Source organism: Rhizobium sp. Root274, assembly GCF_001429245.1.
Lineage (GTDB): Bacteria > Pseudomonadota > Alphaproteobacteria > Rhizobiales > Rhizobiaceae > Allorhizobium.
Genome location: NZ_LMJE01000001.1, coordinates 546,633 through 567,045, shown reverse-complemented (window position 1 = coordinate 567,045; position 20,413 = coordinate 546,633). Strand labels below are relative to the sequence as shown.

The window sequence follows — 20,413 nt, the reverse complement described above, 5'->3', positions numbered from 1 at the left end:
GCGTCACTGTCCCGGCGCCGAAGGGGCTTTTCCGTCCCGCCTCAGTCCCCCGTCTGCCGTCGCGCCTCCAGCCGGCGCCGGTCGCGCTCCACCGTGTCGGAACCGAGCTTGGTCAGCCGGAACTGCCGCTTCTGGAATTCGCCACGGATCTCGACGAAACCCTGTACCTCGGCCTCGTACAGCGTCTTCAGGCTGGTGCCCTTGGGCGGCGCCTGCCAGTCCCGGCCTTGCGCCGCATGCAAAAGGACCATGATCTTGATCACAAGATTTCTCCGGAATATTGCCGGGCAAGCCGGGAGTAAGACGATGATGCCGGTCTCTGCCATGTTTCGGCGCAAGGTGACAAGGGCGGGGCTGCAACCCTGCTTGACCTGTTTGGAAATGCGATTGCGACCGACCTCCCGAAAGCCTTCGGATCACACCAGCCCGGCCGTCTTCGCAGCCGCGGCAAGCCTCTGCAGCCGCTTGACTTTTCCGCCGATGAGGCACATCTATCAGCGTGAGGCGTGGCCCCAAAACCCGCCAGACAAGAGGACAGAAAGATGAACCCCGACAGTCGAAGTTCGACGTCACATATCCGGCCGATGGCCCGTCTCTAGTCCTTGGCGAATGCAAGGGCGGCGGCGGCCTGATCGGTCGCCGAAGGAGATGCCCATGCTGCGCTCGTTTTCCCGCGAAGCCGATCACCTCGTGCCCTTCGATCCGGCGCCCGTCGAGGCCCCTGTCGAATCCTCAGTCGTCGCCAGCGACGTGCCGTCGGATGTGCTCACTGTCGACGCCCCGGCCGTCAAGGCCAAGGCCCCCGTCTGGTTCGACCTCGTCAATCCGGAATATGGCGAGACGAGAAAGGTCGAGGCGAGCCTTGCCATCGCCGTCCCGACCCGTGACGAGATGGAGGAGATCGAGCTTTCCGCCCGGCTCTACCAGGAAGACGGTGCCGAATTCATGACCATGACGGCGCTGGCCGGTCTCGATGGCGATGACCCGGTCAAGACCCCGGTCACCTTCATCCTGAAGGGCGACACGCTGGTCACCGTGCGGTATGCCGATCCCAAACCCTTTGCCGCTTTCCTCGCCCGGGCAAAACGTGGCAACGGCCTCGTCTGCTCGACCGGCGAAACGGTCATGCTCGGCCTGCTCGAAGCCATCATCGACCGCATGGCAGATGTGCTGGAGCGCTGCGGCAACGAGATCGACGGCGTCTCCCGCGAAGTATTTCGCACCCGCAAGGCCAATGGCAAACCGGCGGAAAAACAGGCTGACAAGCAAAAGTCATCGCGTGACCTCGAAGGCCTGATCGAGCAGATCGGCCGCAAGGGCGATCTGTTGACCGCGACACGCGAAAGCCTCGTCTCGATCTCCCGCCTCGTTGCCTATCATGCCGCGCTCGAAGTGCCCGGCCGCAAGGCCGCCAAGGATACCCGTCAGCGCATCAAGCTCCTGCAGCGCGATGCGACCTCGCTCGGCGACCACGCGCAGTTCCTGCAGGGCAAGATCAACTTCCTGCTCGATGCGACGCTCGGCCTGATCAATCTGGAGCAGAACCAGATCATCAAGATCTTCACCGTCGCCTCGGTCGCCTTTCTGCCGCCAACGCTGGTCGCCTCGATCTACGGCATGAACTTTCAGTCCATGCCCGAACTCAGCTGGGAAATCGGCTACCCGATGGCACTCGCCTTCATGGTGCTCTCGGCGCTCCTGCCCTTCCTCTATTTCCGCCGGCGCGGCTGGCTGTAACCGCGGTTAGACAAAAGCGCCGCCGCGGTTCGGGCGGCGCTTCACCGTCAGGCCTCGACGATGACGAGGTCTGCCTGTCCCTCTACCTCCAGCCTGAGCCGCCCGCGCTCGGTGCTGCTCAGCCGGATCGGCCCGCCTTTTTCGGAAAGCCGGCGGCGCAAAAGGATCAGTCGTGTCTCCAGATTGTCCTTGATGTCAGGCAGCATCAGGCTGCCCTCGCGGCGGATTTCGCGGTTCAGGAATTCCCGTTTGCCGGTCTTCAGATATTCTTCCACCAGATGCTTCAGCAGCCTGCCCGGGACGCCGCGGATCAGGTAATCATCGTCGAGAAAGAGTGACCCGTCCCGCGGATAGAAGCGCAGCTGGAAGTGGGTCGCAACAGGCCTGCCAACGGGCACGGTGGCGGGCCTTGTTTCCCTTTGCTCCGGCCGTTCGCGCTCCTGTTCGGCCAGTAGCAGCGCCTGGGCCAGCTGCGTGGCGATCAGATCCAGTGCCTGCTCGTCTCGATGGCGAAAGGCGAAGCGTTCTTCGGATTCTGCAAAGAGAAGTCCCACCAGCCGCCCATGCACCACCATCGGCAGCGCAATCTGGCTGAAGGGCCGGTCAAGCGCCGGCAGCGGTATGCTGGCCACGCCCTCGAGACCGGCCATCGAGCGCACGGCGTCGACATAGCGCCGCCCGCGACTGAGATCGGTAATCCGCACGATCTGCCGGGTCGCTGCCGCGATCCCGATCACGCCGTCGCCGAAGTCGACTTCCGCACCGAAGCCGAAACTGTCATAGCCGGAACTGGCAATCGTGATCATCCGCCGGCCGCTGTCGTCGGGCACCAGCACCATGGCATGGCGAATGCTGAACATCCGGGCAAGTCCGTCGAGCGTGCTGTCGAGCAGGCTCTCCGTGTCGCTGGCTGCAGCCAGTATCCGCGAAAGCCGCGCCGTCGGCTCGATGAGGTCGGGTCGTTCGATGATGGGTGCTGCTTCGAGCGGGTAGGGCGTCGGCACCTCGCGGCAGTCCTTGACCCGGTAGATGTCGGCAGCCTTCAGTCGCATGATGCCCGCCATGCCGTGTTCGAGAATGGCGAGATGGGCGGCGAGACGGTCAAAGAGCGGGCCCTCAGTCTCCGAGCGCTCGAATTCCAGGTCGAGGATGTGTTGGGCGCCCGTCATCCCGTCGACCACCATGACGGTCGCAAGTCCGTTGGCCGCGACATTGGTCGTCGTCTTGGAAAAGAACTGGTTGGACAGTGCCACATGGCGGTCACCGACGATATGCACATGGCTCAGATAGGAGATGTTCGGCGTGCCCTCGGCATCTGTCGTCGCGATGACGGATGGGATCACCCCTTCAAAGCTGTCCCTAAGCGATGTGAGCGCGATCATGCGCCGCCCTCGGCCATTGGCTCCAGTCTGCGGCCGGCACCAGGACCCGGCGTCTGGTCAAAGATATCCGTCGGCCGGAAGGATATGTGCACGAGATCGCGGTCGCTGAGGGTGCTCGACAATTGCAGCCGCGTGACGCCGAGCCGGTTCATCAGCGAGAGCTGCTCCTGCACGTAATGCCGACCCCAGGCAGATGCCGCCTCGTCGGCAGGGCCGCTCTCGGTGATGATCCCCTTGATCTGGCAGGAGCGGTAGGTGTCCGGCTGCACGAAGGTGGTGGCGATCGCTCGCCCGTGCCTTGCCTCAGCCACCGTCCGTGGCCACTGGCTCTGCGACACCAACACATGGACAAGGCCCGTTGCACGGTCGTGTCGTGCGCCGGATCCGCGTCCGATCATTGGCCGATGGCTCTCATCCCGCGTTGCCACCAGGATCATCACCTGACCCTCGATCAATTGCGCCACCTCGGATGCAAGCAAGACCGCGTCTCCCTCAAAACCAGCGCAGGATATGATCTTAGGATAGTCTTAGCAATCACGCCTTTTGCTTAGGATGGATTTAGGAAGCCCCTCGTTCAGGCCTGGTTTATCCCGCTGCCATTCGCGCCGGGCAAGTGTTCGGCGGCCAACGAGAGGGGCATTTATCATGACGCATACGCATACTTCCATCACCGCAATACCGGACCTGAACGGTCGCTACGATCTCTACGGTGCCGTTCACAAGGGCCTGCGCAAGGCGGGGGCCGAGCTTTTGGTTCGCCTCGGCGCTACCGACTTCGATCAGGCCGACGATACCGAGGAAGTCCTCGCACTGCTGCGCACCTATCTGATGCTGGCTGCCTCCCATGTCAGCCATGAAGACGAGCATATCCACGGCCCGCTTGCCGCTCGCGGCGTGGCGACCGACACCGTCGATCACCAGCACGACGATCACCGCGAGGCCTTTGGCCAGTTGGAAGCGCTCGCCCGTGGGCTCGAAACCGCATGGCCGATGCATCGTCGCGCCACCGGCCGCAGGCTTTACCTGGCATTCGCCGCCTATCTGGCCGAGGATCTCGCTCATATGCACGAGGAAGAAACGGTAACGGCACCCGCTTTGTGGAACCGCTTCACCGACGACGAGCTCTCGGCGATCGAACTGAGGATCGTCTCCTCGCTCTCGCCGGAAAAGAATATGGCCTTCATGCGCATCATGATCCCGGCGATGAACCCGCTCGAGCGGGCGCTGATGCTCGGCGCCATGCAGAAGGGCGCGCCGCCGGAAATCTTCGATGCCGTGATCGAATTTGCCGTGCGCCCGTCCCTTAACCCAAAAGCCTTCGGCGATCTCGCCGGCCGGCTGAAACTCGCCGCCTAAGGAGAAACCCATGAATAGGCTCGCTCTTGCTTTTTTTCTCCTCGCCCCGGTGCCAACTGTTCTGGCCGCCCAGGACGCAACTGCGCCGACCGGGGTCTATGTCACGGATCCTGCCCATACCAGCCTCACGTGGAAGATCAGCCATTTTGGCCTCTCCCACTATACCGCCCGCTTCACCGGGATCGAGGCGCGGCTTGCCTGGAACGCCGAGGAGCCGGAGAGTTCGGTGCTGAAGGTCAGCATCGATCCAATGTCCGTGAAGACTGACTTTCCGTTCCCGGACGTCGAGGATTTCGACAGCAAGATCGGTAGCGGCGCAGATTTCCTCGCGGCGAAGCCGATTGCCTTCGAAACCCGCTCGATAACCGTAACGGGAGAGGGACAGGCGACCGTCACCGGTGACCTGACCTTCCGGGGCGAAACCCACCCGGCAAGCCTCGACGTCCATTTCAATGGCTCGGTCGCCGAACACCCGATGGACAAGCAGCCCCGCCTCGGCTTTTCCGCCACCGGCGTGGTTCACCGGACGGATTGGGGACTTGGATTTTCTGTCCCTGCACTGGGGGAAGATGTGGACATTCTGATCGAGGCAGAATTCGTGCCGCCGAAGCCTTGATCCGGCGCCCAGCCAACACTTCCTGCAGGGTTTACGATCCATCCTGCAGGAGTGTGTCTTATCCCTTGACCGCCACCACGAACAACCGTGGAAACGCCAGCAGCCGCCGTCCGTCCGCCATCGGCGGATAGGCGGCGTCGATGCGTTTGAGATAGGCGTCGCGAAAGGCCTCCCGCGCGTCGGGCGCAACCGCCGCCAGATAGGGCCGAAGCCCCGTGCCCTCGACCCAGTCGACGATCGCCTTCGCATCCGCCATCGGGTGATAGTAGATCGTGTGCCAGACATCGACGCGCGATGAGAGCCCTTGCAGCCTCTGCAGATAGTTGGCCGGGGCGGGCAGGCGTGCCCGACGGATGCGCCCGCCGGCAAAGGCCGGCGCCCAGGGGCCCTCCGCACCCGTCTGCTCCATCGCCAGATGGCTCGGTTCGCCCAGATTATCCGGCATCTGGACCGCGAGCACGCCGCCGGGCGACAGATGCTCCATCAGTGTCGCCAGGAGATCGAGATGATCGGGAAGCCACTGAAACACCGCATTGGCATAGAGAAGATCGACCGGCGCTTCCGGGCGCCACGTCGCAAGATCCGCCTTGATGAAGGGGATCTCCGGCAACCGTGCCCGCGCCTTCGCCAGCATGTCGTCGTCACTGTCGAGCCCGCGCACCGCCTTTGCCCCGAAGCGCTCCACCAGCAACTCCGTCGAATTGCCCGGCCCGCAGCCGAGATCGATGACGCAGGTCGCCTGGTCCAGCGGCACACGGGCGAGCAGATCCCGCGCCGGCCGCGTCCGCTCGTCCTCGAACTTGAGATATTGCTGTGCCGACCATGCAAGCTGCGTCATGCCAAAAGCCCTTGAAGCGTTGAAAACACGCCGTCCGGCGCAAGCTCCGGATATTCGTCAGGCGCGCCTGCGCGATTGATCCAGTGACAGGTGAAGCCAAAGGCTTTAGCCCCGGCAATATCCCATCGATTGGAGGATTGAAAGGCAATGTCCCGGGCCTCAAGCCCCAGCGATTGCGTCGCAAGGGCATAGGCCGCCGGTGCCGTCTTGTAGATCGCCAGCACATCGACGGAAAACACCGCGTCGATCAGCGCGCCGATGCCGGCCGCAGCCATCGCCTCGTCGAGCATGGCCGGCGTCCCGTTCGACAGGATCGCGATGCGCGCCCCTTGCTGCCTGAGCGTCGAAAGCACGGCCGGCACTTCGGCAAAACAATCCAGCCGCCGATAGGCATCGAGAAGATCGCCCTTGACGCTCCGATCGATCTTCGGAAACCGCGCAAAGCAGACATCGAGCGCCTCTTCCGTCAGCGCGGCAAAATCGCGGTAGCGCCCGGCAAGGCTCCTGACCCAGGTATATTCCAGCTGTTTGGCGCGCCAGAGATCGGAAAAGGCTTGGTGGTCGGGTCCGAGCGCCTGCTGATGACGCCGAACGGCGGAATGCACGTCGAACAGCGTGCCATAGGCGTCGAAGACATAGGCGGCATAACCTGCCCCGTGGCGGGCGTCTCGATCAGCGGCAGCAGTCATGGCGATCTCCTCTATAACCGAGGGTAGGGCGCACCAAACCTGCAATCAAGCCAGACGTCTTTTGCCGCTATTCGCCTCGGCAAAGGCCCGCCGTGCCGTCTCGATCTCGTCCCGGTATTTTTCCGCCCAGATCCACACCCCGCAAAAGGCTTCCGACAGGCTGTGTCCGATCGGGGTCAGCGTATAATCGACATGCGGCGGGATGACCGGATGCACGGTGCGCTTCACCAGCCCGTCCTCCTCCATCCGCCGCACCGTCTGGGTCAGCATCTTCTGGCTGATGCCGGAAACGATCCGCCCGATCTGGGTGAAGCGCAGCGTACCATGCTCCTCCAGCGCCTCCAGGATCAGCATGGTCCAGCGGTCCGCCACCTTGCCGATGATGTCCTGCACCAGCGCTTCCACCGCCGGATCGACGCTCTCAGACATCGCTCCTGCCGCATGTTCGGCTCTGTTTTCCCGCGCTGATCCCTTTGTCACCAGACACTCTCCTTCGGGTATGTATAAATCTTTTCGGTGCCTACTTCGTATTGGAGAGTATGGGGTCTATTGGAGGGATGCACAACAGCAAAGAGGATTTCCCCCATGCAGATGACAGGCAACACCATCCTCATCACCGGCGGCGGCTCGGGCATCGGCGCCGCACTCGCCCACCGTTTCCACGACCTCGGCAATACCGTCGTCATCGCCGGCCGTCGGCTTGAAAGCCTTGAAGCGACCATCGGCGAGCGGGCCAATATGCACGCGCTCGTCCTCGACATCGAGGATCCGGCCGCCATCACCGCCTTTGCCGAAACACTCGTCAGCCGCTTCCCCGACATCAACGTTCTCATCAACAATGCCGGCATCATGCGCTTCGAACCGCTCGACCGTGCCCGCGATCTGACCGACGCCGAAGCGACGATCACCACCAACCTGCTGGGGCCGATCCGCCTCACCAATGCCCTGATCGAGCATCTTCAGGCGCAACCGAACGCGGCCATCGTCAACGTCTCCTCGGGCCTGGCCTTCGTGCCGCTGGTCGCTACCCCCACCTATTCCGCCACCAAGGCCGCGATCCACAGCTATACGCAAAGCCTGCGCGATGCGCTTTCGGGCAAGGTCGAGGTCATCGAACTCGCCCCGCCGGCCGTCCAGACCGAACTCACTCCTGGCCAGTCGAACCGCGAGGGCTATCTGCCGCTTGAGGATTTCATCGAGGAGTTGATGACCTTGTTCGCAAAGGACCCGACGCCAGCCGAAATCCTCGTCCAGCGCGTCCGTTTCCAGCGCGACGCCGAAGCCGAAAACCGCTTCGACCAGACCTTTGCGGCGATCAACGAATTCGCCCGCAAGGCGCGTGAGGGGAAGTAGAAAACAGGAAGGCACGGCAGAAGGATGGGGCACTTGTCCCCATCACCCCTAGGCCTCGCTTCGGTAGACCGCCAACATGGCCGTTGCGACGAAAGCCACGGCAACGGCCGTGATCGAATGCGGGAAGCCGTAGCGCGCAATGCACACGATGGCGAAGAAACCGCCGATCCGCGCCGCCCCGATTACCAGGTCCCGTGGCGCATGCGATCCCTCCCAGTCGAAGATGGCACGCGCGGTGACCAGTCCGCCGCTCACCGGATAAAGCGTCCAGGGCAGGGTCAGCGCCAGATCTGCCTCCTCGTTCTTCAGCCAGCCGATGACGAGCGCCAGCCCCAGCGCGATCAGCACAAGCCGAACAAGGGCCAGGATGAAGTTCACTTGCGCCCCCCGGCCATCATCAGCGCCAGCGAGGCAACCCCGGACAACGCCAGCCACAACCCACCCAGGAAAAGCATCTTCAAGGCTGTCCACCCGTCCCAGACGATCCAAGTGACAATGCTGGTGACGAACAGCACGGTGGTCATGAGCAGCGTCACCATGGTCCAGATGAACCCGTTCGCGCCGGAAACTTGCTGCTTCAGGCCCTGATATTCCATGGCACCGGCAATGAGGTGAAGGGCCGCGACAACGGCCATGTAGATGTAAAGCAGGATCAAAGCTGGCTCCTGAAGGGCGAAGGATGCGTCGGGCGACGCAGAGGATGGAACATCGGGATAACGCTGGGCCTGTCGAGGATCAAGAGGGCGGTGGGGTCCCTATCCCTTCGTATTCGATCTCTCCTTCAGAGCCGCATGGATGCGAAACTGCCAGTCAGGTCACTATCCCCCCAGCACCATGTCGATCTCGCTCAGCGACCGGTCCACATGGCCCTCGAACACCAGCGTTTCCTCTTCCGTGATGATCAGGATGTCGGGGGCGCCGCGCACCCGCACATGCTGCGACTGCGCCAGTCCCTCGTCGAGCCCCCGGGTCAACAGGTCCATGAAGCGCGTGCCGGGCCCGGTGATGGCGATCGGCATCGTCTCCTCGGCCAGGCTCAGCATGCGCGACAGTCCCTGGCCAAGCGCCAGCCCGGCCTGGCGAAAGGCATATTCGGAGGCGCGGTGGCCCTGGCGGGCGCGGGTCGCAATCTTCTCCATCTCAGACAGCGGCACGAAGCTTGCGGGGATTGTGTCCGGCGGCACTTCGAAGGCGGTTCGCAGGATTCCGTAAAAACCGGCCGAGGCCTCGATACAGCCATAGGCGCCGCAGCGACAACGCTTGCCGTCGTCGGAATGCAGCATATGGCCGAAGTTCGGTGCCCGAACGTCCAGATGCCCCTGCGGGTCGCGCAGCGCCACCCCAAGCCCGATCGAATGGCCGAGCGACAGCGTGGCGAGCGACTGCACCGGCTGCTGGCGCGATTTTTCCAGCCTGAGCACCAGGGCATGGGTAACAAGCAGGCTCTCGTTGAAGAGGTGGATTCGGGCCGTGCCAAAATCCGAAAGCGCCTGTTCGAAATCGAGCGCCTCATAGCCGAAGATCGGCGACCACAGGAGTTTTGCCCCCTCGCGGTCGGCCAATCCCTTGCTGCTGATCGAGATGCTGGCGATATCGGAGATTGCGAGCCGCGATCGGTTGACCAGACGGTCGAGGGCGGCCCGGAAGGCGGCGAGAAAGGCGGCGGGAGACTGTGTCCCCTGGTCGCGCGCTTCCTCGAATCGGTCGATCATCGTGCCGCGATAGTCGGCGAGAGAATACTGTACGGCATGGGAAGAGATGCGCACCGCAATCACGTGAGCGGCTGCCCGACGCCTGGCAAACAGCACCCGGGGCCGACCGCGATGGCCAGCCGTCGGCAGTTCTCGACGCTCGATCAGGGTCTGCTTCTCAAGCTCGGCAGTGATTGCCGAGACGGTCGCCGAGGACAGGCCGGTAGCACTCGAAAGATCGGTATGGGCAAGCGGGCCTTCGCGCCTCAGCACCTGCAGCACAAGGCCGCTGTTTTGCTGACGCACAGCTTCGGTGCTGGCCCTCGGGCTCGCCCTTTGGCCGTCTTTCATGGGCACTGCGCCCGATTTCGTCTGGTCCACCGCATGCTCCTCCCAAAGCATTTGGTCACTGTGTTGGCAAGCCTCCTCCGGCCCGTGTTGACAGCGTGAGAATCTTCTGCCAGTTATTTTCTCGACTGTCGAGAAAAACCATTGGACGGGGGTCCATGGGGTAAGGGCAGTTTTTCAGCGGGTCGTTCGGTGGGGAGGTCTTCCGTCGGTCCGCTATCACCTCGGGAGGTTTAAAAATGAAATCCGTTTATAAGCTGATGGCAGCGACTGCCGTCATCGTGAGCCTGCATTCCGTCGCCAGCGCCGAAGGCCTGACGGTCGGCGTCTCCTGGTCGAACTTCCAGGAAGAGCGTTGGAAGACCGACGAAGCCGCGATCAAGGCAGCCCTTGAAGCCGCTGGCAACAAGTACATCTCGGCCGACGCCCAGACGTCTGCCGCCAAGCAGCTCACCGACATCGAAAGCCTGATCGCCCAGGGCGCAAACGCCCTGATCGTTCTGGCCCAGGATTCGGAAGCCATCGGCCCGGCCATCGAAAAGGCCACCGCTGAAGGTATCCCGGTCGTCGGTTACGACCGTCTGATCGAGAACCCGGATGCCTACTACATCACCTTCGACAACAAGGAAGTGGGCCGCATGCAGGCTCGCGAAGTGTTCAAGGTGAAGCCGGAAGGCAACTACGTCTTCATCAAGGGCGCCTCGACCGACCCGAACTCCGACTTCCTCTACTCCGGTCAGATGGAAGTGCTGAAGGAAGCCATCGACGGCGGCAAGATCAAGAACGTCGGTGAAGCCTACACGGACGGCTGGAAGCCGGAAGCTGCCCAGAAGAACATGGAGCAGTTCCTGACCGCCAACAACAACAAGGTCGATGCCGTCGTATCGTCCAACGACGGCATGGCCGGCGGTGTTGTGGCAGCGCTCGAAGCCCAGGGTCTCGCCGGTTCCGTTCCGGTCTCCGGCCAGGACGGCGACAAGGCTGCTCTGAACCGCGTGGCTCTCGGCACCCAGACCGTGTCTGTCTGGAAGGACAGCCGCGAACTCGGCAAGAAGGCCGGCGAAATCGCCAACGAACTGGCCGCTGGCAAGTCGATGGACGAAATCGAAGGCACCGTGAAGTTCTCCGGCGGCCCGAAGGGCGTCGAAATGAACTCCTACTTCATCGCTCCGCTGCCGATCACCAAGGAAAACCTGAACACCGTCATCGACGCTGGCTGGATCTCCAAGGAAGAAGCATGCCAGGGCGTTGCCGCTGGTTCGGTTGCTGCCTGCAACTGATCCAAACGTGACTGACCACAGAGCTTGAGCCGGGACGCCGCAGCCTTTGCGCTGCGGCGTTTCGACTGGTCGGGAGCATCGCGCGACGACGGGGACTGCAGCTTTAAGGGGCCGCCTTTCCCGCCGTATTTCGCCGAAGAACACAAGATGCCTCGATCCGCATGGCGGGCCTGACCGTCCGCTGCCACGACGCCGAAGCGTCCGGCAAAATCGCAAGCCGAAAAACGACTGGGGAGATACTTGTATGGCGGATCAAAGCCTTGCCACGCCTGCGCCCGCAGCCCGGGCATCCAATATGTCAGCGGTAAAACGCTTCTTTCAAGCCACCGAGATCGACACCCGCCTGCTCGGCATGGTGATCGCGCTCGCGATCATCTGGATCGGCTTCGACTTCCTGTCGAACGGCCTGTTCCTGACCTCGCGCAACCTGTGGAACCTCTCGGTCCAGGCGGCGTCCGTTTCGGTCATGGCAACCGGCATGGTGCTGGTCATCGTCACCCGCAATATCGACCTTTCGGTCGGCTCCATCCTGGGCTTTGTCGGCATGATCATGGGCGTCCTGCAGGCCCGCATCCTGCCGCCGATCATCGGTTTCGAACATCCGCTGATGTGGGTGATCGCGCTGGCCAGCGGTATCGCCGTCGGCACCGCCATCGGCGCCTTCCAGGGTGCCATCATCGCCTTCCTCGGCGTTCCTGCTTTCATCGTCACGCTCGGCGGCTTGCTCGTCTGGCGCGGCGCGGCGTGGATGGTCACCTCGGGCGCGACTGTCGCTCCCATGGACACCACCTACCGCCTGATGGGTGGTGGCGCGGATGGTTCGATCGGCGTCACCGCCAGCTGGATCGTCGGTGCGGTTGCCTGTGTCATGATCGTCTTGTCGATCCTCAACACCCGCAAGCAGCGTCGCCGCTTCGGCTTCCCGCTGCGCCCGCTTTGGGCTGAGTATTTCCTCGTCGCCTCGGGCTGCCTGGCCATTCTCGTCGCCGTCTGGGTCGCCAACAGCTATTACATGCCGGTCAACCTCGCCAAGAAATATGCCGCCGCCAACGGCATTGACTGGCCGGAAGGCGGCTTGCAGATCGGGCTCGGCATCGCCATCCCGGTTCTGATCGCCATCGGCATTGCCATGGTCATGGCCTTCATCACCAACCGCACGCGCTTCGGCCGCTACGTCTTCGCCATCGGCGGAAATCCGGAAGCGGCCGAACTCGCCGGCATCAAGGTGAAGTGGGTCACCGTCAAGATGTTCGCGCTGATGGGAGCCCTTTGCGCCATCGCCGCCGCCATCTCGACCGCCCGTCTCAATGCTGCGACCAATGCGCAGGGCACGCTCGACGAGCTCTACACCATCGCCGCAGCCGTCATCGGCGGCACCTCGCTTGCCGGTGGTGTTGGTACCATTGCCGGCGCCATGCTCGGCGCCGTCGTCATGCAATCTCTGAACTCGGGCATGGTCCTGCTCGGTCTCGACACGCCGCTGCAAAGCATCGTCATCGGCATCGTGCTCGTGATCGCGGTCTGGCTCGATACCGTCTACCGCGCCCGTGCGAAGTAAGGGGAGTTGAAACTCATGTCGGAAAACCGCACCCCACTCGTGGAAATGCGCAACATTTCCATTTCCTTCGGCGGCATCCATGCCGTGGACGATGCCTCGGTCGACCTCTTCCCCGGTGAAGTCGTCGCCCTGCTCGGCCACAATGGCGCCGGCAAGTCGACCCTGATCAAGATCCTGTCGGGCGCCTACAAGCGCGACAACGGCGATATCCTGATCAACGGCGACTTCGCCGATATCGGCAACCCGCGCGATGCCAAGAAATACGGCATCGAGACGATCTACCAGACGCTCGCCGTCGCCGACAATGTCGACGCCGCCGCCAACCTCTATCTCGGCCGCGAACTGCGCACCCCCTGGGGCACGCTGGACGACGTCGCGATGGAAGCCAAGGCCCGCGAAGTCATGGGTCGCCTGAACCCCAACTTCCAGCGCTTCAAGGAGCCGGTCAAAGCCCTCTCCGGCGGTCAGCGCCAGTCGGTGGCGATTGCCCGCGCCATCCTGTTCGACGCCCGCATCCTGATCATGGACGAGCCGACAGCAGCCTTGGGCCCGCAGGAAACCGCCCAGGTCGGCGACTTGATCGTCCAGCTGAAAAAGGAAGGCATCGGCATCTTCCTGATCAGTCACGACATCCACGACGTCTTCGACCTCGCGGATCGCGTCTTCGTCATGAAGAACGGCCGCGTCGTGGGCCATGCCCGCACGGAGGATGTCACCAAGGATGAAGTCTTGGGCATGATCATCCTCGGCAAGTGCCCTCCGGGCGCAGTGCCGGGACCAGGTGCCATGCAGACGGCGTGAGCCGAGAGGCCGTGAAATGAGACAGGCGAGGGGGCGGAAGCTCCCTCGTTTGCGTTTGGGGTGGCTCAGTAGCCGGCTTCCCGCTGATGCCAGGAGGCTAGAATGTAGACTAGGTCTGCTTCTGCTGCATAGCGATAAAGAGCGACATAACTCCTCTCGCCAAAGGGGATGACCAGTTCTCGCATGTGAGACCGGCCCTCAACGGGACGCCCGATCAACGGAGACGCCTCAAGTTTGAACAGGGACTGCTCCACAATACGACCGGCCCTCTCGGCTACCTCCGGCGAATGCCGATGGAGAAATACGCGGCACCGTTGGACACCACTCGCCGCCCGCTTCGTGATGATCAGTCGTGGCACTCCGGCGGTGCCTTCTCGTCCGGAGTTCCCCAGCTTCTGAGCTAGGCTCGCGCCTCTTCACCCGTCAGGTGGAGCCCCCCGGCCTGATAATCCTGCCACGACTCCTCGGCCTCGGCCAGAAACCCGGCGCGCCCATCCTCCCGCTCTAGATAGTCCCGCACCGCTTCCTGAAGCAGCTGATCTTCCGAGCGTTGCTTGCGGCTCGCCAGCGCGCTCAGCTGTGCCTGAAGGGCATCGTCAAGGAGGAAAGGGCGGTGCATTCGGGTCACCTATGGTCGTGGTGTCTCGGATTCAGTATACGGCAAGCTCATCACGCTGTCGACGCGCGGCACTGCGTTCAGCCCGTCACCCCCGTCATCTCCAGCGACGCCGCAATATCCGCCATCGGCCGCATCAGTCGGAACGGATCGTCGCGCGACGGCAGAAACCCGCGCCGCAGCCAGAACAAACGCGCCTCTTCATCGATGGCATTGACCATCAGCGCCCGCCCGCCGACGAGTGCTGCCCCCTACACGCAGCGGGTAAGGGCATGCTTCAACAGTCCCGTCCCGAGCCCAAACCCGGCATAGGCCTGATCGACCGCGAGCTGTCCGAGCAGCAGGCAGGGGACGGGATCTGGCGCCTGGCCGGTTCGGACGGATCGTGGCAGGACGGCAGGTATGACAGCGGTGGGTGCAAGCCCGTAATAGCCGACAACCCGGCTCTGATCATGCACGACGACAACGGCTGTAAAACCTTTCTGCTGATTACTCAGGGCTCGGTCTTTCAGCCAACGGTCGAGAAACGGCTTGCCACAGGAGAATGAAGAAATATCGCGGCCGGCATTGAGCGGCTCTGGAGCGGAGACCACCATCGATCACGGTCTCGGCTTGTATCCTGTCTCCCAGGGCGCGGGACGTTTGGACAGTTCCACGATCTCCGGCACGGCTTCGGCCGGCGCTGCAAGTATCTCCATGAAGTTCGCAAACCCGACTTCGCTCATCCGGATCAGGTGTTGCTCCATCACTGCGACCTCAGCGGCCCGCACGGCGGCCTCTCGCACGAAATCCGTCCGGGACCGGCCTTTCAGCGCCGCTGCGCGGTCGATCATCGCCACGTCGGCCTCCGGAAGGCGCATGGAAATCGGATAGTCTTTGCGGTCCTGGGCGCGGGACATCGGCAGTCTCCTTTACCGAATGATTATCGCAGATGTAGTGCGTTTGGCAATACAGAACCTTGGGCAAGTCGCCGCCCCACCAGAGCGGCTGCCTACTGCCCAGCCCAGCCTCCAATGGAACAATCCGCCCTTGGCGATGTTCGCCCTAAAGCCGCCAGCGGAGCGCACCCTTGTATGCCCCGCGCTTGCAGCCATCACCACGGAGCAGCCGCCATGTCCTACACCCGCTTTGCCGCGATGATCGCCACCTCCACCATCGTCATGTTCGCGCTGATGTATCTCAACACCTTCGCGCTCGACCACGTGACCTATAGCCAGACGCGAACGTGGATGGCGCTGCTGATGGGCGCGGTGATGGCGATGATCATGATGGGTTTCATGGCTTCGATGTACAAGAACCAGCGTCTCAACGCCGCCATCATCGCCGGCAGTGTCGTCGTCTTCGCCGGCGCGCTCTGGCTCGTGCGCAGCCAGGAAACGGTCTATGATGTGAGCTACATGAAGGCGATGATCCCGCACCATTCGATCGCCATCATGACCAGCGAGCGGGCCCATATCCGCGACCCGCGCGTGCGCAAGCTCGCCGATGGCATTATCGAGGCGCAGGTGCGGGAGATTGCGGAGATGAAGGCGCTGATCGCCGATCTCGAAGCCAATCCGCCAGCCGAGGATGCGCGGGATCTGCCGCCTCAGATCCCGGTCCAGTCCGCCGCCAATCGCTGATCACAGCCGAAATCACAAACCCTGACATGCAAGAGACCGGGGCAGACACGGCCCCGGTCTCTCTTGTTTGGTCGTTTGGTGGAAGGCTCAGAACTCTTCCCAGCTTTCGGCCACCTGAGCGCTGCCACCCATGCCGACGGCGCTGGCGACCTTGGCCATCATCCGGCGGGCAGGGGATGCGACCGGCTTCTGCTCAGCTCGCACTGCTTGAGGCCGGCTCGGCTGGGCAACGCTCACAGTGGTCGCCTGACCAAGCCGGAACCCGGCAATGATCTCGCGCATCCGCGTCACTTCGCTAGCCAGAGAAGCGCTGGCGGCCGTGGATTCCTCCACCATCGCGGCATTCTGCTGGGTCACCTGGTCCATCTGGTTGACGGCCGTGTTGACTTCCGCCAAGCCCACCGACTGCTCCTTTGCGGACGTGGCAATCGCATCCAATTGGGCGTTGATCGTCACAACCTGGGTCTCGATCACCTTCAGCGCCTCGCCGGTCTCCTGCACCAGCTTGACGCCGGTCGAAACCTCGTCGGTCGAGTTGCGGATCAGATCCTTGATCTCTTTTGCCGCCTGAGCGGAGCGCTGAGCCAGTTCGCGCACCTCCTGGGCAACGACGGCAAAACCCTTGCCCGCTTCACCCGCGCGCGCCGCTTCGACACCAGCGTTCAAGGCGAGCAGGTTGGTCTGGAAGGCGATTTCGTCGATGACCCCGATGATGTTGGAGATCTGGCTCGACGATTGCTCGATCCGCTGCATGGCGTTGACCGCATTCGACACCACTTCACCGGAGCGGCGGGCCGACTGGTTCGCCTGGATCGCCACATTGCGTGCCTCCTCCGTGCGCTTCGACGAGTTCGACACATTGGTGGTGATCTGGTCGAGGGCTGCGGCGGTTTCCTCGAGCGAGGCTGCCTGTTGTTCGGTGCGCTTGGAAAGGTCGGATGCGCTCTGGCTGATCTCGCGGGCGCCGTCGTCGATCGAGCCGGTCGCCTGCGAAACCGAGCGAAGGCTATCGCCGAGCTGCGTGACGGCGGCGTTGAAGTCGGCACGCAGGCTTTCGAAGTCGCTGGCAAATGGCTGGCTCAGCTGGAAGGTCAGATCGCCATGCGAGAGATGCTTCAGGCCTTCGGCAAGACCCGAGGTTGCCTGCGCCATCTGCTCGGCCCGGATCCGGTCGGCCTCGGCCGTGCGTGCGCGCTCGGCCTCGCTGGCGGAACGGTTGGCAATAGCCTCCTGCTCCAGCGCCCTGGTCTTCAGGCCATTGTCCTTGAAGATCTGCACGGCCTTGGCCATGCCGCCGATCTCGTCGCGCCGGTCGGTGCCGTCTACGGTTGCGGAAAGGTCGCCATTGGCAAGCACCGTCATCGTCTGCGACATTGCCTGGATCGGCCGGACCAGCCAGGCGCGCACGGCCAGGAAGCCGAGCACCAGCACCAGCAGCAGACCGCCTATGACAGCCGTGAGCGTGGTGGTGATTGTCGTGCTTACCATGCCCGAGAGGTCGTCGCTGACCTTGTCCGCACTGTCCATGATCTCGGAGGACGCCGCCACAAGCTTCGGCGACACCGCAACGATGGCGGGCTGGCAGCCTTTCAGGAAGATTTCTTGTGAGGCCAGGTTTTCCTGCGCGGTGGTTGAGGTGCGTGCGGCCTCGATGCTCGCGTTGCAGGCGGCGAATGCCGCCAAAGTTTCTGCCTTCAGGGGTTCCAAGGCCGAGCGACGCGCCGGAAGCGCGGTCGTGACCGTATCCATGAAGGACGCGAAATTGGTCTCGGCCTCCTTAATCGCCTTCTCCGCCTCCTGGTTGTCCTCAACGGACTGGGCCATCATCAGTTCGCCGATAGAGGCGCGTGCGGTCTGAAGGCTGCGGTTGGCCCGCGCCATATAGAGAGCGGCAGTCGATTCCTGCTCTAGCAAGGTGCTGTAACTGACATCTATTTTGGACATTGTCTGGCCGGAATAGATCGCCGTGCCGAGCGAGAATAGGCCGAAACCGGCCATGATGGTGAGAAATTTTCCTGTGATGGAGATGTGTTTCACGGGGGTGCCCCTGTCCGAAGAATGGTGAAGATGTGGAGGGAGGCCAAAGAGCAGCTCATCTGCCCGGGAGCGTCGTGTGCGGTCAGCGATAGAGACGATATCGCAACGTCGGCCCGCCACGCGTACATCCGTAGCGCGCGCCGGCGTCCCGGTTTCGTTCACCGGTTTCGCAACTGCAACTTAGGGGGCGCTACATAAAAGAGAGTTAATAAAGCTCGGCCAAAAATGCCCAATTTTAAAACAAGACATTGTCATATAAAGATAAATTTAGTTAACGCCAGCTCTCCCTTCTCCCCGTGACAGGCGATGGAGGCTGACCGCAAAATGCAACGAGGCCGCGAAAGCGGCCTCGTGAAATGGTTTACCGGGCAGGGCGCCCCTGGATGTCCGTTGACCGGCTGCCGGCAGCAATTATGCCGCCCGGCGCAGTGGCGGCGGGGTGCTCGTCGTCTGTCCGCCAATCTCGAAACGTCCGATCAGCTGGAACAGCGCCTCTGCCTCCTTGGCCAGCGAATGGCTGGCAGCGGTCGATTCCTCCACCATGGCGGCATTCTGCTGTGTGCCCTGGTCCATGATGGCCACGGCGGTGTTGATCTCCTTGAGTCCTGTCGACTGGTCGCCGGAGGCTTCCACGATGGCGGACACATTGACGCTTACCGCCTGCACCCGCGCCACGATGTCCTCCAGCGCCTGCCCGGTTGCCACCACCAGATCGACACCGTTCTTCACCTGGTCGCCGGATTTGCCGATCAGCGCGCGGATTTCCTTTGCCGCACTGCCGGAGCGCTGGGCGAGCTCGCGCACTTCCTGCGCCACGACGGCAAACCCCTTGCCGGCTTCGCCCGCACGGGCGGCCTCCACCCCGGCATTAAGCGCCAGGAGGTTCGTCTGGAAGGCGATCTCATCGATGACGCTGATAATCGTGGTGATCTCCTTCGACGAGCCCTCGATCTCCTGCATGGCGGACACGGCCCGCTCGACGATCGCGCCGGAGCGTTCGGCCGCCGCCCGCGTCTCGTGCACCTGCCGTCCGGCCTCCTGGGCACGATGGCTGGTTTCGCCGATGGTCGTGGTGATCTGTTCGAGTGCCGCCGCCGTCTCTTCCACCGAAGCCGCCTGACGTTCGGTTCGCTTGGACAGGTCGTCTGCAGCGGAATGGATTTGCCCGGAACCTGCGGCGATCGCCTGGGCGTTTTCCCCGACCCGTCGCATCGCCACCTCGAGTTTTTCCACTGCGGTGTTGAAGTCGATCCGGACGGGATCGAGCCTCGGCGCGAAGGCCTGCGCGATGCGGTGAGTCAGTTTGCCATCCGACAGGCGTCCCAGCGCGTCGCCGATGCTCTCGACGGCGAAGCGCACCTCGGCGGCCTCCTGCGCGGCAAGTGCCTCGCGCTCCAGCCGTTCGCATTCGGCGGTGGCGCGGTTTTTCTCTGCCTCCCGTTCCAGCCGTACCCGCTCGCGTGCATTGTCGCGGAACACGCCGACGGTGGAGGCCATGACCCCGATCTCGTCGCGCCGGCCTTCGCCGTAGATCGCCACGTCGAGCTCGCCATGGGCCAACTGGTCCATGGCCTTCGTGATTGAGCTGACGGGCCGGATGACGCCGGCGATCACCGTGAAGATCGAGAAGCCGGCCACACCGGCCGCCACGGTCGAAAGCCCGATCATCAGGCTCGTCATCAGGTTTTTCAGGGCATTGCCCGTTGCGAGATTTTCCTTGGCCACGCGAATCTGCAGATCGATCAGCCGGGAGATTTCAGTGCCCAGCGGATCGATGGTCGGGTAGAGCGTCGTTTCGACGAAGGTGGTCAGTGCCGCCATGTCGGATGCCGCGAGAATGGCCTGCAGGGTCTTCACGCCCACATCGGCCTGCTGTCGCGTCCGCGCGAATTCGCTGGCGATCCTGGCCTCCTCCTCGGTCAGTGTCGTCGCCATATAGGCCGCCCACTTGTCGTCGATGATCGTCAGAGCCTGCTTCACGCTCTCGCTGCCCTGGCCGAAGGTCAGGGCACCCGACCGCACCTTGTGGGCCGTATCGACGATGCTGACGGCGTAGGCGTCGGCGACGGATTTGAGCTGCTCCATGGGCAGAACGCGATCCGATACGATCGTGTTCGCCAGCAGCGACTGCTGGTGCATGGCATAGAAGGAGAAGGCGGAGATGATCACGATCGTTGCGGTGAGCAGCGAAATGCAGGCAAGAAGTTTGAGACGAATGGTCATGACGTCCTCGGACAGAGGTTAGCACTGCGGACCCGCACGTGCTGAACCATGGTCTTCCATCCGGGCCCGTCCGGCGACGGGAAAATCCGCTGGCATTCCACGCGATCCGCAGAGAGGCCTTTGGAAAAAAAAGTTAGTCAGTTCTCATTTAACAAGTGCTAAGATTCGGCGCCAAATGCCCGGAAATGGCAAAAAATTGCCCAGTTCCGCGACAAAAGTGTCGTCTTTCGTGCAGGCTGCCAAAGATATTGCCGATCGCCACAGCT

22 protein-coding genes and 1 pseudogene are annotated in these 20,413 nt (G+C 62.8%); 8 read left to right on the top strand and 15 right to left on the bottom strand.

Annotation, left to right across the window (positions count from 1 at the left end; translation table 11 throughout):
* Window positions 1–41: 41 nt before the first annotated feature.
* Window positions 42–251, bottom strand: a complete 210-nt coding sequence (locus ASE36_RS02940) for a hypothetical protein (RefSeq protein WP_062277918.1) — start codon at window positions 249–251, stop codon at window positions 42–44.
* Between the two features lie 403 nt (window positions 252–654).
* Between ASE36_RS02940 and ASE36_RS02935 the strand changes: the two genes are divergently transcribed.
* Window positions 655–1,737, top strand: a complete 1,083-nt coding sequence (locus tag ASE36_RS02935) for a magnesium transporter CorA family protein (RefSeq protein WP_082510770.1) — start codon at window positions 655–657, stop codon at window positions 1,735–1,737.
* A gap of 47 nt (window positions 1,738–1,784) precedes the next feature.
* Here ASE36_RS02935 and ASE36_RS02930 read toward each other — a convergent pair whose 3' ends face one another.
* Complete coding sequence (locus ASE36_RS02930) at window positions 1,785–3,119, bottom strand: GAF domain-containing protein (protein WP_062275442.1); 1,335 nt, start codon at window positions 3,117–3,119, stop codon at window positions 1,785–1,787.
* Complete coding sequence (locus tag ASE36_RS02925; protein WP_062275441.1) at window positions 3,116–3,598, bottom strand: hypothetical protein; 483 nt, start codon at window positions 3,596–3,598, stop codon at window positions 3,116–3,118. Before ASE36_RS02925 ends, ASE36_RS02930 begins: the two co-directional genes overlap by 4 nt.
* A 166-nt stretch (window positions 3,599–3,764) precedes the next feature.
* Here ASE36_RS02925 and ASE36_RS02920 point away from each other — a divergent pair, with 166 nt between their 5' ends.
* Window positions 3,765–4,475, top strand: coding sequence for a hemerythrin domain-containing protein (locus ASE36_RS02920; protein WP_062275439.1), 711 nt, complete (start codon window positions 3,765–3,767; stop codon window positions 4,473–4,475).
* A gap of 10 nt (window positions 4,476–4,485) precedes the next feature.
* Entirely contained in the window at window positions 4,486–5,091 is a 606-nt protein-coding gene (locus ASE36_RS02915) for a YceI family protein (RefSeq protein WP_062275437.1), read from the top strand.
* Between the two features lie 58 nt (window positions 5,092–5,149).
* Here ASE36_RS02915 and tam read toward each other — a convergent pair whose 3' ends face one another.
* From tam to ASE36_RS02900, 3 genes are read right to left on the bottom strand one after another with little or no spacing between them, the layout of a single operon-like run.
* The gene (gene tam / locus ASE36_RS02910; protein ID WP_062275435.1) at window positions 5,150–5,929 is read right to left on the bottom strand and encodes a trans-aconitate 2-methyltransferase; all 780 of its coding nucleotides are present in this window, start codon (window positions 5,927–5,929) and stop codon (window positions 5,150–5,152) included.
* Window positions 5,926–6,618: a haloacid dehalogenase type II gene (locus ASE36_RS02905; RefSeq protein ID WP_062275433.1), complete on the bottom strand. Its 693-nt coding sequence runs from the start codon at window positions 6,616–6,618 to the stop codon at window positions 5,926–5,928. The genes tam and ASE36_RS02905 overlap by 4 nt, the downstream gene beginning before the upstream one ends.
* A gap of 45 nt (window positions 6,619–6,663) precedes the next feature.
* A complete protein-coding gene (locus ASE36_RS02900) occupies window positions 6,664–7,047 on the bottom strand; it encodes a winged helix-turn-helix transcriptional regulator (protein ID WP_062275431.1) in 384 nt (127 codons plus the stop codon).
* Between the two features lie 156 nt (window positions 7,048–7,203).
* Between ASE36_RS02900 and ASE36_RS02895 the strand changes: the two genes are divergently transcribed.
* On the top strand, window positions 7,204–7,971 hold the full coding sequence (locus tag ASE36_RS02895; protein ID WP_062275429.1) for an SDR family oxidoreductase: 768 nt from the start codon (window positions 7,204–7,206) through the stop codon (window positions 7,969–7,971).
* A gap of 48 nt (window positions 7,972–8,019) precedes the next feature.
* Here ASE36_RS02895 and ASE36_RS02890 read toward each other — a convergent pair whose 3' ends face one another.
* From ASE36_RS02890 to ASE36_RS02880, 3 genes are all read right to left on the bottom strand, one after another.
* Window positions 8,020–8,349, bottom strand: coding sequence for a hypothetical protein (locus ASE36_RS02890; RefSeq protein WP_062275427.1), 330 nt, complete (start codon window positions 8,347–8,349; stop codon window positions 8,020–8,022).
* A complete protein-coding gene (locus ASE36_RS02885) occupies window positions 8,346–8,627 on the bottom strand; it encodes a hypothetical protein (RefSeq protein WP_062275425.1) in 282 nt (93 codons plus the stop codon). The genes ASE36_RS02890 and ASE36_RS02885 overlap by 4 nt, the downstream gene beginning before the upstream one ends.
* Before the next feature lie 162 nt (window positions 8,628–8,789).
* On the bottom strand, window positions 8,790–10,013 hold the full coding sequence (locus ASE36_RS02880) for an ROK family transcriptional regulator (RefSeq protein ID WP_062277912.1): 1,224 nt from the start codon (window positions 10,011–10,013) through the stop codon (window positions 8,790–8,792).
* 236 nt (window positions 10,014–10,249) lie between these two features.
* Between ASE36_RS02880 and xylF the strand changes: the two genes are divergently transcribed.
* The 3 genes from xylF to ASE36_RS02865 all read left to right on the top strand — a co-directional run bounded on the left by xylF (window position 10,250) and on the right by ASE36_RS02865 (window position 13,649).
* Window positions 10,250–11,290 carry a D-xylose ABC transporter substrate-binding protein gene (gene xylF, locus ASE36_RS02875; protein WP_062275423.1) on the top strand — a complete coding sequence of 347 codons (1,041 nt, stop codon included), beginning with the start codon at window positions 10,250–10,252 and terminating at the stop codon, window positions 11,288–11,290.
* 244 nt (window positions 11,291–11,534) lie between these two features.
* Window positions 11,535–12,848, top strand: coding sequence for a sugar ABC transporter permease (locus ASE36_RS02870; RefSeq protein ID WP_062275421.1), 1,314 nt, complete (start codon window positions 11,535–11,537; stop codon window positions 12,846–12,848).
* Between the two features lie 15 nt (window positions 12,849–12,863).
* A complete protein-coding gene (locus ASE36_RS02865; RefSeq protein ID WP_062275419.1) occupies window positions 12,864–13,649 on the top strand; it encodes an ATP-binding cassette domain-containing protein in 786 nt (261 codons plus the stop codon).
* Window positions 13,650–13,714: 65 nt separating this feature from the next.
* Here ASE36_RS02865 and ASE36_RS22110 read toward each other — a convergent pair whose 3' ends face one another.
* The 4 genes and pseudogenes from ASE36_RS22110 to ASE36_RS02850 form a co-directional block, all read right to left on the bottom strand.
* Window positions 13,715–14,008 carry a type II toxin-antitoxin system RelE/ParE family toxin gene (locus tag ASE36_RS22110; protein WP_082510766.1) on the bottom strand — a complete coding sequence of 98 codons (294 nt, stop codon included), beginning with the start codon at window positions 14,006–14,008 and terminating at the stop codon, window positions 13,715–13,717.
* Window positions 14,009–14,049: 41 nt separating this feature from the next.
* Window positions 14,050–14,268 carry a CopG family ribbon-helix-helix protein gene (locus tag ASE36_RS02860; RefSeq protein ID WP_062275417.1) on the bottom strand — a complete coding sequence of 73 codons (219 nt, stop codon included), beginning with the start codon at window positions 14,266–14,268 and terminating at the stop codon, window positions 14,050–14,052.
* A 77-nt stretch (window positions 14,269–14,345) separates the two neighbouring features.
* A pseudogene (locus tag ASE36_RS02855) lies at window positions 14,346–14,861 on the bottom strand (GNAT family N-acetyltransferase).
* Between the two features lie 3 nt (window positions 14,862–14,864).
* Entirely contained in the window at window positions 14,865–15,164 is a 300-nt protein-coding gene (locus ASE36_RS02850) for a DUF1778 domain-containing protein (RefSeq protein ID WP_062275415.1), read from the bottom strand.
* 213 nt (window positions 15,165–15,377) lie between these two features.
* On the opposite strand from ASE36_RS02850, the gene ASE36_RS02845 reads away from it, so the two are divergent.
* Window positions 15,378–15,887, top strand: coding sequence for a DUF305 domain-containing protein (locus ASE36_RS02845; RefSeq protein ID WP_062275413.1), 510 nt, complete (start codon window positions 15,378–15,380; stop codon window positions 15,885–15,887).
* 87 nt (window positions 15,888–15,974) lie between these two features.
* Here ASE36_RS02845 and ASE36_RS02840 read toward each other — a convergent pair whose 3' ends face one another.
* The gene (locus tag ASE36_RS02840) at window positions 15,975–17,924 is read right to left on the bottom strand and encodes a methyl-accepting chemotaxis protein (protein ID WP_062275411.1); all 1,950 of its coding nucleotides are present in this window, start codon (window positions 17,922–17,924) and stop codon (window positions 15,975–15,977) included.
* Window positions 17,925–18,335: 411 nt separating this feature from the next.
* Window positions 18,336–20,147 carry a methyl-accepting chemotaxis protein gene (locus ASE36_RS02835; RefSeq protein WP_062275409.1) on the bottom strand — a complete coding sequence of 604 codons (1,812 nt, stop codon included), beginning with the start codon at window positions 20,145–20,147 and terminating at the stop codon, window positions 18,336–18,338.
* Between the last annotated feature and the right edge of the window lie 266 nt (window positions 20,148–20,413).